Genomic DNA, 14,099 nt, shown 5'->3' on the forward strand with positions numbered 1-14,099 from the left:
GATCCGCCTGTTTTTCTGCTTATTAGTCTGCTCATTTATGCAACAACCCGCACCCACCGTACGCCAGCCGGTCGCCCTCGTGACCGGCGCCGGACGCCGCATCGGCCGCGCCATCGCGCTCGGCCTGGCGCGCGCCGGCTGGGACGTGGCGCTGCACTACCGCAGCTCGGAAGCGGACGCGCGCGCGGTGGCCGCCGCCATCGCCGCGCTGGGACGCCGCTCCGCCCTGCTGCAATGCGACCTGGCCGACGAAGCCGGCGTGCGCGCGCTGCTGGCGCGCGCGGCGGCCGAACTGGGGCCGGTCGGCTGCGTCGTCAACAACGCTTCGCAGTTCGACTACGACAGCGCGGCCGACTTTTCGCCGGCGCTGCTGGCGCGCCACATGCAGGCCAACGTGGCCGCGCCCATCCTGCTGGCCCAGGCCCTGCACGCGGCCACGCCGGCCGGCGAGCAGGCGGTGGTCATCAACCTGCTCGACCAGAAGCTGTACAACCTCAATCCCGATTTTCTGTCGTACACCCTGTCCAAGGCCGCCCTGCACACCGCCACCAGCATGCTCGCGCAAGCGCTCGCGCCGACGGTGCGCGTGGTCGGCGTGGCGCCCGGGATCACCATGCAGTCGGGCGAACAGACCGAGGCCGGTTTCGCCCAGGCCCACCAGGCCACGCCGCTGGGGCAATCGAGCACGCCCGACGACATCGTGGCCGCGGTGTGCTACCTGGCGGGCGCGCGCGCCGTCACCGGCACCACCCTGGTGGTCGACGGCGGCCAGCACCTGATGCCGCTGGCGCGCGACGTGATGTTCTTACCAAATAAAACAACCTGAAAGACTCCCTATGCTGTCCGCCCTGTCCCACCCCAAGCTGAGCGCCTGCCGCCGCCTGTTCCTGCGCAATTACGAAGTGATGATCAACATCGGCGTGCACGACTTCGAGAAAAAGGGCGAGCAGCGCGTCCTGATCAACGTCGACCTGTACATCCCGCTGGCGCTGTCCACCCCCAAGGACGACCATCTGGGCGAAGTGGTCGACTACGACTTCATGCGCGAAACCATCGCGCGCCGCATGGCGCAGGGCCACGTGCATTTGCAGGAGACCCTGTGCGACGACGTGGTGCGCGCGATGCTGGCGCACCCGAACGTGCACGCGGTGTGCGTGTCGACCATGAAGCCGGATGTGTATCCGGACTGCGAAGGCGTCGGCGTGGAAGTATTCCAGATCAAGGAAGCAGCATGAGCGAAGCGGACGTGATCGAGCGTAGCGGCGACAAGGTCGCCCACGAAAACCAGAAGCTGCACAAGCGCCTGTGCCGCCAGGTCGGCCAGGCCATCGGCGACTTCAACATGATCGAAGATGGCGACAAGGTCATGGTGTGCCTGTCGGGCGGCAAGGACAGCTATGCGCTGCTCGATATTTTGCTGACCCTGCGCGAACGCGCGCCGATCCATTTCGAGATCATCGCCGTCAACCTGGACCAGAAGCAGCCGAACTTCCCGGCCGATATCTTGCCGGCCTATCTGACCAAACTGGGCGTGCCCTTCCACATCGAGAACCAGGATACCTACAGCATCGTCAAGCGCCTGATCCCCGAAGGGAAAACCACCTGTTCGCTGTGTTCGCGCCTGCGGCGCGGGATTTTGTACCGCGTGGCCGATGAACTGGGATGCAACAAGATCGCGCTGGGCCACCACCGCGACGACATCCTCGAGACCTTCTTCCTGAATATGTTCTTCGGCGGGAAGCTCAAGGCCATGCCGGCCAAGCTGGTGTCCGACGACGGCAAGCACATGGTGATCCGTCCGATGGCGTATGTGAAGGAAGCCGATTCGGAGCGCTACGCCGAGGTCAAGCAGTTCCCGATCATCCCGTGCGACCTGTGCGGCTCGCAGGAGAACCTGCAGCGCAAGCAGATCAAGAACCTGATGCGCGAGTGGGAGAAAAAATATCCGGGCCGGGTCGAAAGCATCTTCTCGTCGCTGTCCACCGTGGTGCCGTCGCATCTGATGGACCAGGATCTGTTCGGGTTCAAGGACATCAAGGCCGATGGCGTGGCCAGCCCGCTGGGCGATATCGCCTTCGATGAAGAACCATGTTCGACGCCGACCATGGGGACGATTCCGCTGCAGCCGATGTGAGGCTGGCGGTTTCAACCGAAAAGCCCGCTGCTGCGGGCTTTTTTACGCCGGCGGCGCTCCGGCGTATGATTCTATTCACGAATCTATTCACGAATCCATTCATTTGGGTCAGTCTTCCCTATGACAGGGTGGCAAACGAATCTATTCACTCAGCGCCGGCACCATGGCTAAAAATGAGCGTATTGACAAGTTAAGGCGGCTGTTGCTGCGCGGCCCGGCCAACGCATCGGCGATCATGGATGCGTTAACGGTCAGCCAATCGACCCTGTCGCGCCTGTGGCAAGCCATGCCGGATGGCGTTGCGCTGGGCGCGGGCAAGGCGCCGGTATGCGCTGCAACGCCAGGTACCCGGGGTTGCAGCCCCGCTACCCGTGTATTGCGTATCCGGAAAGGGCGTGGTGACCGTGATCGGCGCCCTGACTCCGCTTCAGGCAGGCTTTTGCGTGCTGACCCGGCCAGAAACGAAGGCTTCCACGCTGTACGCGGGCATGCCGTGGTTTCTCAGGGACTTGCGGCCGCACGGTTTTCTGGGCCGCTTCGAGCCGCGCAAACATCGCGACCTCGACCTGCCGGCCGCTATCCTCAGGTGGACCGATGAGCATGTGCTTCAGTATCTCGCGCGGCGCAGCGAACACGCGGCCGGCAACCTCATTCTCGGGAACGAATCGTACGCCAGGTATGTCGCTGATCGCGGCAGGATGCGGGAGGCGCTTGTCCCGCAGGACAGGCGCGCCACGCTCTATCCGGTGATGGCCGAACAGGTGATGCAAGGCGAGCCGCCCGGTTCCCCGGCCGGCGGCGAACAGCCCAAATTTACAGCGGTAGTCGAGCGCAGCGAACAAGGGTTGATCGAGCATGTCATGGTGAAGTTTTCCCCACCTGTCGGCACGCCGGGCGGGCGCCGCTGGGGCGATTTGCTGGTGTGCGAGCATCTGGCGCTGGCCGTCCTCGCACGCAACAATATTGCTGCCGCGGCCACCTCGCTACTCGAGAGCGGAGAGCGGGTATTTCTTGAAGTGGTACGCATTGATCGGGGCGGACTCGAAGGACGCCGGCCGATGGCGACGTTCGAGGCATTCGATGGCGAAGTGGGCATGCTCGATCAACCCTGGACCGCCGTGGCACGCGAACTGGGGCGCATGGGCGATCTTCCCGAGGACGACGTGGCCACGGTGGCGATGCTCGATCTGTACGGGACGCTGATCGGCAATACGGACAGGCATCACGGGAATATCGCCGTGTCGTGGACAGCGGACGGCAAGCGCCGCCTGGTCGAGGCCTACGACATGCTGCCGATGCTGTACCGCCCGAGCGTGCACGGCGAAGTGACCGATCGTGAATGGGTGCCGCATCTGGGATCCCGGCTCGATTTGCGGCACCTTCGGGCTTGCTGTCGCATGGCGCTCGAGTTCTGGGAAAACGTCATGAGTGATCCTCGCATTTCCGGAGAATTCAAAACAGACGTCGCCCGCCCGCACTTGAACACAGTGCGTCAACTTGACCCCACCTAAACCACGATGAGGCCCGGACCGACCGCCTTACGGCGCCAGCGCCGTGCGCAGCACCGGATACAGGTTCAGGCGCTCGTCATACGAGGCGTGGCGCCTGGCGAAAAACTCCAGGCGCGCATGCGGGTTCTTGGCGAATGCCGGATCGCCGTCGACCTTGGCCTTGAACGCGGCGGCCAGCGCGGGGTCGGCCGCCATCATCTCGCGCGCGACATCCTCGGCCACATAGTCTTCCATGTATTCCTTGCGCTCGAACGCGGTGTTGAACATCCCCCACTGCACCAGCGAATCCGGACCGGCCGGCTCGAACAGGGCGATCACCAGGCGCGCCTTGGCTTGCGCCACTGGCACGAACAGCGCGCCCTTCTCCAGCGCGCGCGGCTCCGTTTTCCACGCGCCCTGCAAGGTCACGCGCTGGTGCGATTCGAGCGAGGCCGGTGCGTACGTTACCTTCTCGGCGCGGAAGGTCTCCACATCCGCCGTCGGCTGCGCCGCGCCCAAGGTACGGTAGCTGATGCCGTGCTGGCCCAGCTTACGCGCCACCATCGCCGCATGCGCGGCCGGCACGATGTAGCCGGCCTTGGGCGCGGTCGCCATCACGTCGGGCAGAATCTCGTCGCGCAGCGGCACGGTCCAGATTTGCGGTTTGGTTTCGTCGTAGCGCGTCATCAGCGCACCCGACACGTCCGACGGCGTGCGCGTGTACGCGTAGCCACGGAAGTCGATCATGCGCACCTTGTCGGTGGCCTTGTAGGTGAGCGGCAGCTCGGTGCCGCCCAGCCGCGCCGCGCGCGCATCGGCTTCGCGCGCCACCGTTTGCCACGCCTTGCCATGCTGCGCCACCTGGTCCAGCACCGACACCACCGAGTTGCGCGTGATGCGCACGCGGGTCGGGTAGTCCTTCCACGAATGGGTCTCGACCAGCATGCAGATCCGGTTGCGCAAGGCAAAATAGCCGGTTGAAAAGCGCGGGTCCGAGACGCCGTCGGCAAAGCCCGAGGCCGGATTGTCATCCTCGGCAAACGACATGTAGAACGGCTGCGGCAGGGAGCCCAGCTTGGCAATATCGGCCAGCACGCCGCTGCGCAGCGCCAGCCCGGCCTTGCGGAATTCGGCGTCGGCCGAATGCACCGGTTCCACCTGGATCGAAATATCGTGCTCGAACTTGGCGCCGTCGGTCACGTGCAGGTCGACATAGACCAGCGGATCCCAGGCGTTCACCAGCGCCAGCATGGCCTGCATTTCGATGGAGTCGGCCTTGGCGTAATCGCGGTTCAGGTTGAAGTTCTGGCCAGTGGTACGCCAGCCCATTTCGACCGGGCCGCGCTGGTTGGGGCGGTTCCACTGCTTGAAGCGCTCGTGGCCGTCGACATTGAAGACCGGGACGAACAGCAGCACCTGCTTGTCCAGCGCACCAGGCGCGGCGCGGTTTTCCAGCACCTCGCGCAGCGCCAGGAAGCCGGCGTCCTTGCCATCGATCTCGCCCGCGTGGATGCCGCCCTGGACCAGCACCACGGGGATGGCGCGCGCCGCCGCGGCCTGCGCCGTCATTGCGCCAGTGCGCGTGACCACCAGCGCCTGCATCGGCCGCCCTTCCGGCGTGCGTCCGAACTCGATGCACTTGACCTGCTTGGGATACGCTTTCTGGAACGCTGAGCAGAGCGCAATGACTTCGTCGTAGCGCCCGGTTTTCTGGAACTGCGAGCGCTCCGCGACGGTGCTCAGGTCGGGGGCGGCGTGGGACAGGGGTACGGCGGACAGCAGGGCAAGCAGCAGCGCAGAACGGATCATCGGTAAAGCTCCGGCAAAGTTGTCAATACGGGGCGCACGGTGCGCGAACCGAAAATTATAGTCGGCTTTGCGCGCCCCCGTATTGGCAGTGGTGCTTATGCCTTGAAGTACGGCCGCTCCGATATGAACAGCAGGCGCTTGACCGCCACGCGCCATTCGGCCGGCGCCTTCTCGCCCAACAGCACCAGTCCGGCGCTGTAGACTTGGGCGAGCGCCTCCGGATCGCCGGTCTCGAGCCGGCGTTCGGCCACACGCGGGTCCTGGCCGGCGGCGATGCTGTCGAAGAAGGCCAGCATTTTCTCCTGGTAGGGCCCTGCAACAGTGCGCGTCGCTTCACGGTAAGGCCCTGCGTCGTAGCCATGCCTGGTCGCCAGCGCCAGTCCGACCCAGATGGTGCCCGCGTCCATGTCTTGCCCAAACGGCAGTGCCATGGCGCGTTTGATCAAGCCGGCATCGGCGCCGTCCGAGGCGGCCGCCAGGCGCAGGATGTGCATCGCGCGCGCCGGATCGAGCGCGGGCATATCGCTTGCCTCGTTGAGGCGCCCGGTTGACAACACCCGGTATGCCCGCAACGGCGAATCTTCCGCCTGCGCTCCCTTCTCGACCTCCAGCAGGTACTGCAGACGGCGCGACTTGTTTTCCAGTTCGGCCAGATCGGCACCCGGGTCCAGCATGCGCCGCACGCGCGCCAGGTTGATGGCCGCGTCGTCGGCCATGGCAGGAACGGTGCGCACCAGTTGTTCCAGCGCGGGCACCGCGCCGGCGAAGTCCTTGGCCTGCATCTTGTCGAACGCGCTCCAGCGCGCCAGCCACGCGTTCCCGGGCCAGCGCTCGCGCGCCTGCGCCATCTCGCGTTTTACGATGGCGCCTTTGTCGCGGCAGCGCAGCGCGAGGTATCTGAGATCGCCATCATCAAGCTGCGCAGCCGATTGCGCAGCCAGTTCAGCACACAGGGCAGGCTTGCGCGCGGCGCTGGCTTCGTCCATGTCGATGCGGCGCAGGAGCACGTCGCGTGGAGCGTTTTTCAGGCGTTCCTCCAAAACGGAGCCAAACTCCGGGAACCTGCGCGCATACGCCAGCCAGGTTTCGGCGTCCACCGTAGCTAGGTCGTCCCAGCGCGCGTGCATCATGCCGAGGTGCTTGGCCTGGGCCTCGTCGGTGAGCAGCGCAAGCTGCGCTTGCGGGGCCGCGTCGGCCATGCCGTCCAACACGCTGCGCGCACTCCTGCCGCCCTTGCCGGAGATGGATTGCGGTGGCTTGGCGAACAGGAAGTCGACGTCGGTGTCGATCCAGCGCGGCGCACCGAGTACGGTCTCTGGAACCGGATTGGCGTGGCCGTAAGTGGCTACCCAGCGCACCAGCGGCGCGGCCGAGGCCACGTTGTAGACCGGATGCCCGCCACGCTGTGAAACGGCATCGAAGATTTCGATCGGGCGCCCGTCGGCGCTACGCGTCTCGACATGGTGCTTGCCCAGCATCGGCACGCTCAGCTCCCGGTGCGCATGCGCCGGCACGCCCATCAGCTTGCCGTCGATATTCACGTTGACCGGCGCACCAAGGCCGTTGTACACCGTGATCACCGGATCGCTGCCGAAGGCCGACACGCCGCCTTTGGTGAACGAGCCGGCGCTCAGGACCGCGATCACGATCGACGCGGCGACCAGCAGGCGCGCGCCACCCGGCACGGCGCCGTCGGCCCGTTGGAAGCGCGCCCACCAGTCGAGTTCCTGTTGGCGCTTACGTTCGGCTCCCACCAGCAGCAAGGGGTACGAGGGCGGCACCTGCGATGGCAGCGGCGCAGCCACCATCGCTTCGTCGCCGCGCGAACAGCGCACGACCATGGTTTCGGTGACCAGCAATTCTTCGAGGGCATCTGCATGCAGCATGTCGAGCCAGCCAGACAGGGCGTTACTCCAGGCTTCGGAGTCGCGCATGAATTCGTTGATGTTCTCCGCGTGGGGCGGCGCCATCGAGTAGCCGCCCAGGGCCCTGCGCCAGTCGGTCTTCAGGCCGAGGCGCTGGCCGAAGCGCGGGTCGATGTGCACAAACGCTGATTCGCGGTGGATCTGGTCCATCACGTTATACAACTCGGCACCCTGCCTGACCACGCGTGCGACGCCGTCGGCGGTCACGCGGCGCACCGCCGTGACGACCGCCGCTGCGTTATTGAGCATACCTTGCGCATCGTGCATGTCGGCCAGGCGGTGTTCGGCGTAGTGCACCAGCGCTAACAGGCCGTCGAGATAGGCTTCCCAGCCGCCACCCAACTGGCGCGCCATGTTCTGGTGCCAGCTGCGGCACAGCCAGTCGTGCCGGTGCAGGCGCGCGTTGACTTCCTCGATTTCCGCGCGCACCCGCTCCAGCGCGGCGGGCAGCTGCTTCTTGCTGAATTCTTCACCGCGCAGGCGCACCACACCCCCGGGCGCGGTCAGGTGGCCGGCGATGAGGGCGTCGAGCTGTCCGCGCTCGTCCTGCAGGGTGCGCAGCAGCTGCACGTCGTCCGTCAACGTGGCTGGGTACAGGCTCGCCAGCGTGTCCGGCGCGGCGGCGTAATGCCCGTCGCGCAGTTGCGACAAAGCCGACGCATGGCGGGTCAGCGGGCGGCCGAAATAGACGCCGCAGTAGCGGCGGTTGTACTGTTCGCGCTGGAACGGAAGCGCCAGCGTCTTGAGCGACTCTTCCAGGTCGACCGGCGTGGACCGGCTGTCGCCGAGCAAGCTACGCGTCATCTGTTCGCGCAGTGCGGATGGCTGCTCGAAGATCGTCCAGGCACTGGCCGGGTCGATTGGGGCCGCCACGTAAATGCGCTTGGCGTTCGCTTCGCGTTCGTGATTGAGCGGGTGGGTCCGCCACATTTTGGACGGCTGCGCCAGTTCGGCCTTGAACACGCGGTGCGCTTCGCGGCCTTGCTCGGGCAGCGGCGGCACCTCGGCGTAAGTGCGGTCGTTGAGGATGCTGCTCATGCGCTGCAGCAGGTGAGTCTGGACCGTGAACGCGTCGCGCGTGGTGCGCCCGGTGGCGTGTTCACGGTGGATGAACGACAGCGCGCGCGCCCAGACGTCGTCCGCGCCACGGGTGCGGTGCAGCGCGTGGATCAGGGCGTCGCTGCCGGTGAGCGACACAGCCACCAGGTCAGCCTGCATTTCCATCTCGCGCGACAGGGCGCGCTGCATCACCACCACCCGGAACACGGAGTCGACCAGCGAACGGATCGACCAGATGATCACCTGCAGCACGCCGACCGCCATGGCCAGGCGGAAGTCGATCCGGCCCACGCCGGCCAGGAACTCGTCGAACTTGTCGCGCCGCGTGACCATGTGGCCGGCGATCTGCTGGGCCACGTAGACCCAGCGCCCGACCGCCATCGAACGCTGCGCGAAATGGCCGAATTCGTGCGCCAGCACGGCGCGCAGTTCGCCGCGCGAGAGCGTGTTCACCAGCGGCAGGCCGATTTCCAGATTCTTCTTGGACGGGAAAATCAGGTTGAACAGCGACAGGTCGTAGAACACCGCGGCATTTACCCTGGCCGACAGGAACACCTTGTGCGGACGCGGCGCGCCGGCGGCGTCGGCCAGCTCGAACAGATAGGCGAACAGGCGCGGCTGCTCACTGGCGGTGACCTCGTGCAAGTCCTCGAACTTGGCGTTACGCACCGAGAAGATCGCCTTGAGCATCAGCACGCCGATGAACAGCGAACAGGCGGCCATGATGTAGGCGAAAATGCCCAGGTCGCTGCCGGCGCCGTCGACGAAGACTTGCCACGGGGTGTACATGAACCAGCCGGCCAGACCGCAGTACAGCGCGACGAACAGCAGCAAGCCGGCCACCGCGAGGCGCGCGCTGTTCTTGTAGGCGCGGCTCGGGGCGGTCAGGCGGGCCGCCAGTTCCGGGGACGGGGCGTTGATCGGGGCGTTGATGGCAGTCTCCTGGCGTTGAGGACGGTGTAAAGATGCAAAACATTCAATTTTAAAGGACAAATGCTCGAGGAATTTGTCTAGACGCAATATATATGCACAAAAAGCAACATAAGACGTACGCTGCCTTGCGGCATATTTTGTTAATCTGATCACATTGCCGGCAAGCGTCGGCTTACACAAGGAAATACAAGATGACGACCGAACTGATGATCCTGGGATGGACCCTGGTGCTGGCGGTGGTGCAGATCATGCTGACCAGCGCGTTCCGGAACAGGGAAACCGGGATGGAGTACAACATGGGTCCGCGCGATGGCGGGGCGCCGCCGCCGCGGCCGGTGACGGCGCGTCTTCAGCGGGCCCAGGCCAATCTGTTCGAGACGCTGCCGCTGTTTGCGGCGGCCGTCCTGATTGCGCATGTGGGCGGGCGCGAGGGCGCCCTGACCTTGTGGGGCGCCTGGGCTTACCTGGTCGCGCGCGTGGTGTACGTGCCGCTGTACGCGGCCGGCATTCCGGTGCTGCGCTCGATTGTGTGGACGGTGTCGATGGTGGGGCTGGGGATGATGCTGGTGGCGATCTTGCTGCCGTAAGGTCCCTGCGTCGACCCCGGTTTTACACCAGGTCCATCGTGTACTCAAGCTCGTAGTAATGTTTGCTGTCGACGATGTCGAGCTTGAACTTACCCTGGATGCCGGCCAGCCCCTCGGTCCCCGATCCGGGCACGATGCTGATCGACAGGTGGCTGGCGCCCGCATGCATGGTGCCTGCGTGCTGCAGCGCGAAGCTGCCGCTCATGCCGTCCAGCGTGCCGGTCACATGTTCGATGGCCACGTACCCCGCCGAACCGGCGGCGGGATTGCCGGCCGACAGCATCTCGCCCTGGCCAATGCCGATCAAATCGCCGCTGTAGTATTTATCGATCAGCATTCGCCCCAGAGAGACGCGGCCCGCCCCCTCCCCGGATGGCGGCGCTTGCATGGTGATCTCGAAGGTTCCCTTGGCGGTGATGAACATGGTCGTCTGGCCTCGTCAATTGCGAAGCCCCCATGATACCCCGGATAAAAAATGGCCCGCTCGGAGGCGGGCCATTCATCTGACACTAACAGGTGTTACGCCACCGGCCTACGCGACCCGGTCTTACGCGACCCGGTCTTACGCGACCCGGTCTACGCAACCCGATGGATCTGGATCACGCCGTCCGGCGAGGCCGGCTTGCCGAAGGCCGCCAGCAGCGCGGCTTCCTTCTCCTTGGCCGCCTTCAGGTGGCGCTCCTTCACATGCCCGTACCCGCGAATATCTTCAGGGATGCTGGCAATGGCCACCGCTTGCGACAAGGTCTCCGCGTTCAGCTTCGGCAGCAGGCCGCCGACCGTGTTGCGGTACTCGGTAATGAGCGCGCGTTCCATCTTGCGCTCCGCCGTGTAGCCGAAGATGTCGAGCGCGCCGCCACGCAAGCCCTTCATCTTGGCCATCAGGCCGAACGCCTTCATCATCCACGGGCCGAATTCCTGCTTGATCAGCTGGCCCTTGGAGTCGTGCTTGGCGAACAGCGGCGGCGCCAAGTGGAACTTGAGCTTGATGTCGCCCTCGAACATGCCGGCGATCTTCTCCTGGAAGGCGCCATTGGTGTACAGGCGCGCGACTTCATACTCGTCCTTGTACGCCATCAGCTTGTAGAAGTAGCGCGCCACCGCTTCGGTCAGGCGCGTGCCCTTGCCCAGCTTCGCTTCCTCGGCGCGCACCTGGTCCACGAAGGCCTTGTACTGGTTGGCGTAGGCGACATCCTGGTAAGCGGTCAGCAGTTCGATGCGCTTGTTGATGATCTCGTCCAGGCTTTGCGTGCGCTTGAATTCGATCACCTTGGCCGGCGTCGTCATTTTCACCAGCGACGCCAGATCGTGTGCCGCCGTGCGGCCCCAGGTAAAGGCGCTCTTGTTGAAGCCCACCGAGACATTGTTCAGTTCAATCGCCTTCAAGATCGACGCTTCGCTCAAAGGCACCTGCCCTTTTTGCCACGCGTAGCCGAGCATGAACATATTGGTGGCGATCGAGTCGCCCATCAGCGCCGTGGCGATCTGGCCGGCATCGATAAAATCGACGCGCTCGGCACCGCAAGCCTTGACGATTTCCGCTTGCGAGGACGCTCCCGGGAATTGCCAGTCCGGGTTCTTGACGAATGCCGCCGTCGAGGAACCGGTCGAATTGATCGCCGCGTAAGTGCGGCCTTCGCCCATGCGCGAGAGGGCGTCGCGGCTGGCCGTGACGATCAGGTCGCAGCCGATGACCAGGTCGGCGCTGCCGGTGCCCACGCGGGTCGAATGCAAATCGGCCTGCTTGTCGGCCAGGCGCACGTGCGACATCACCGGGCCGCCCTTCTGGGCCAGTCCGCTCATGTCGAGCACAATGGCGCCCTTGCCTTCGACGTGGGCCGCCATCGCCAGGATCTGGCCGACGGTGACCACGCCGGTGCCGCCGATCCCGGTGATCAGGATGCCGTACGGCGCGGCCGTGCCTTTCAACACAGGCGTCGGCAGCTGCGGCGGGGCCGCTTCGCCGGCGGCGGCTTTCTTCGGCTTCTTGAGCGAACCGCCTTCGACCGTGACAAAACTCGGGCAGAAACCCGTCACGCACGAGAAGTCCTTGTTGCAGGACGACTGGTTGATCTGGCGCTTGCGGCCCAGTTCCGTTTCCAGCGGTTCGACCGACAGGCAGTTCGACTGCACCGAGCAGTCGCCGCAGCCTTCGCACACAGCCTCGTTGATGACGGCGCGCTTGGCTGGATCCGGGTACTCGTTGCGTTTCCGGCGACGCCGTTTTTCGGACGCACAGGTCTGGTCGTAGATCATGGCCGACACGCCCGGCTTGTCGCGCAGTTCGCGCTGCACATCCATCAACTCGCTGCGGTGGCGCACGGTCACGCCTTCGGCCCACTTGTAGTCGGACGGGTATTTTTCCGGTTCGTCGGTGACGACGATGATCGGGCCCACGCCTTCGGCCGCGATCTGGCGGCTGATCATGCCCGGGTCAAGCGGACCGTCGAATTCCTGGCCGCCGGTCATCGCAACCGCGTCGTTGAACAGGATCTTGTAGGTGATGTTGACCTTGGCCGCCACCGCCGCGCGGATCGCCAGGATCCCCGAGTGGAAGTAGGTGCCGTCGCCCAGGTTGGTGAAGACGTGCTTCTCGTTGGTGAACGGCGCCTGGCCAACCCAGGTCACGCCTTCGGCGCCCATGTGAGTGAAGGTCGAGGTTTCGCGGTCCATCCACAGCACCATGTAGTGGCAGCCGATGCCGGCCAGCGCGCGCGAGCCTTCCGGCACCTTGGTCGAGGAGTTGTGCGGGCAGCCGGAGCAGAAATACGGCGTGCGGTCGGTGTCCGGATTGGGCTTGGTGCTGACGTTTTTCAGTACCAGCTCTTTCGCTTCCAGGTAGGCGATGCGTTCCTTCACGCGCTGCTCGACCGGATGGCCGGCGCAGTAGTGCGAAATGCGGCTGGCGATCGCGCGTGCGATCTGGGCCGGGTTGAGCTCATAGGTGGCCGGCAGCAGCCAGTCGCCGTGGCCGGTGCCGCCCTTGTTCGACCATTCGCCGGTGTCGTCGAATTTGCCGACCACGCGCGGACGCTGGCCATCCGGCAGGTTGTACAGTTCTTCCTTGAGCGCGTATTCCAGGATCTGGCGCTTCTCTTCGACCACCAGGATTTCGTCGAGACCCTTGGCGAATTCGTGCACGCCTTCCGCTTCGAGCGGCCAGGTCATGCCGATCTTGTACAGCCGGATGCCGATGTCGGCCGCTGCCTGCTCGTCGATGCCCAGGTCGGCCAGCGCCTGGCGCGTGTCCAGGTACGATTTGCCGGCGGTGATGATGCCGATCTTCGGTTTCGGGCTGTCCCAGATGATCTTATTGAGCTTGTTGGCGCGCGCGTAAGCCAGTGCCGCGTACCACTTGAAGCTGTTCATCCGCACTTCCATATCGAGCACGGTGTCGGGCCAGCGGATATTCAGGCCACCCTCGGGCAGCACGAAGTCGGTCGGCAGTTCGATCTGGACGCGGTCCGGGTCGAAGTCGACCACGGCGCCCGATTCGATGATGTCGGTGACGCACTTCATCGATACCCACAAGCCGGTATAGCGGCTCATGGCCCAGGCGTGCAGGCCGTAGTCGATGTATTCCTGCACCGAGGCCGGGTACAGCACCGGAATGCCGCAGGCGTTCAGGATATGGTCCGACTGGTGCGCGGTCGACGACGACTTGGCCGCGTGGTCGTCGCCGGCCAGTACCAGCACGCCGCCATGCTTGGCGCTGCCGGCATTGTTGGCGTGCTTGAAGACGTCGCCGCAGCGGTCCACGCCGGGGCCTTTGCCATACCACATCGAGAACACGCCGTCGTACTTGGCGTCCTTGAACAGGTTGGTTTGCTGGGTGCCCCAGACGGCGGTGGCGGCCAGGTCTTCGTTCATCCCGGGATGGAACTTGACGTGGTGGGCGTCGAGGTGCTTCTTGGCCTTGACCGCGGTCATGTCGACCGAGGTCACGGGCGAGCCGCGGTAGCCGGTGATGTAACCGGCGGTGTTCAGGCCGGCCTTGAGGTCGCGTTCGCGCTGCATCATCGGCAGGCGGATCAGCGCCTGGGTGCCGGTCATGAAGGCGCGGCCGCGCTCCAGCGTCCATTTGTCGTCGAGCGAAATCTCGTGCGACGGCTCAGCGTCGAGCTGAGCCCGGTCTAGCGGTGCATTCATTGTCTTTGTCTCC

9 protein-coding genes are annotated in these 14,099 nt (G+C 65.0%); 5 read left to right on the forward strand and 4 right to left on the reverse strand.

Annotated elements, in window-relative coordinates; translation table 11 throughout:
* Positions 1-37: 37 nt before the first annotated feature.
* The 4 genes from F2P44_RS00795 (at position 38) to F2P44_RS00810 (ending at position 3,645) form a co-directional block, all read left to right on the forward strand.
* The gene (locus F2P44_RS00795) at positions 38-826 is read left to right on the forward strand and encodes an SDR family oxidoreductase (RefSeq protein ID WP_167084118.1); all 789 of its coding nucleotides are present in this window, start codon (positions 38-40) and stop codon (positions 824-826) included.
* 10 nt (positions 827-836) lie between these two features.
* Positions 837-1,235, forward strand: a complete 399-nt coding sequence (locus F2P44_RS00800; RefSeq protein WP_167084120.1) for a dihydroneopterin aldolase — start codon at positions 837-839, stop codon at positions 1,233-1,235.
* Entirely contained in the window at positions 1,232-2,134 is a 903-nt protein-coding gene (gene ttcA, locus F2P44_RS00805) for a tRNA 2-thiocytidine(32) synthetase TtcA (RefSeq protein ID WP_167084122.1), read from the forward strand. The genes F2P44_RS00800 and ttcA overlap by 4 nt, the downstream gene beginning before the upstream one ends.
* 293 nt (positions 2,135-2,427) lie before the next feature.
* A complete protein-coding gene (locus F2P44_RS00810) occupies positions 2,428-3,645 on the forward strand; it encodes a HipA domain-containing protein (protein WP_502572626.1) in 1,218 nt (405 codons plus the stop codon).
* 27 nt (positions 3,646-3,672) lie between these two features.
* Here F2P44_RS00810 and F2P44_RS00815 read toward each other — a convergent pair whose 3' ends face one another.
* Together F2P44_RS00815 and F2P44_RS00820 are read right to left on the reverse strand one after the other, a co-directional pair.
* Positions 3,673-5,433 (reverse strand): M14 family zinc carboxypeptidase, encoded by a 1,761-nt coding sequence (locus F2P44_RS00815; RefSeq protein ID WP_167084127.1) that lies wholly within the window; start codon positions 5,431-5,433, stop codon positions 3,673-3,675.
* A 95-nt stretch (positions 5,434-5,528) separates the two neighbouring features.
* Positions 5,529-9,410 carry a M48 family metallopeptidase gene (locus F2P44_RS00820; protein ID WP_167084129.1) on the reverse strand — a complete coding sequence of 1,294 codons (3,882 nt, stop codon included), beginning with the start codon at positions 9,408-9,410 and terminating at the stop codon, positions 5,529-5,531.
* Between the two features lie 131 nt (positions 9,411-9,541).
* Here F2P44_RS00820 and F2P44_RS00825 point away from each other — a divergent pair, with 131 nt between their 5' ends.
* Positions 9,542-9,937, forward strand: a complete 396-nt coding sequence (locus tag F2P44_RS00825; RefSeq protein WP_167084131.1) for an MAPEG family protein — start codon at positions 9,542-9,544, stop codon at positions 9,935-9,937.
* A 22-nt stretch (positions 9,938-9,959) separates the two neighbouring features.
* Here F2P44_RS00825 and F2P44_RS00830 read toward each other — a convergent pair whose 3' ends face one another.
* Complete coding sequence (locus tag F2P44_RS00830) at positions 9,960-10,361, reverse strand: DUF3224 domain-containing protein (RefSeq protein WP_099873718.1); 402 nt, start codon at positions 10,359-10,361, stop codon at positions 9,960-9,962.
* A 152-nt stretch (positions 10,362-10,513) separates the two neighbouring features.
* The gene (locus F2P44_RS00835; RefSeq protein WP_167084133.1) at positions 10,514-14,086 is read right to left on the reverse strand and encodes an indolepyruvate ferredoxin oxidoreductase family protein; all 3,573 of its coding nucleotides are present in this window, start codon (positions 14,084-14,086) and stop codon (positions 10,514-10,516) included.
* Positions 14,087-14,099 lie beyond the last annotated feature (13 nt).

Origin of the sequence: Massilia frigida, assembly GCF_011682175.1 — a bacterium.
Taxonomy (GTDB): Bacteria; Pseudomonadota; Gammaproteobacteria; order Burkholderiales; family Burkholderiaceae_D; genus Telluria_A; species Telluria_A frigida.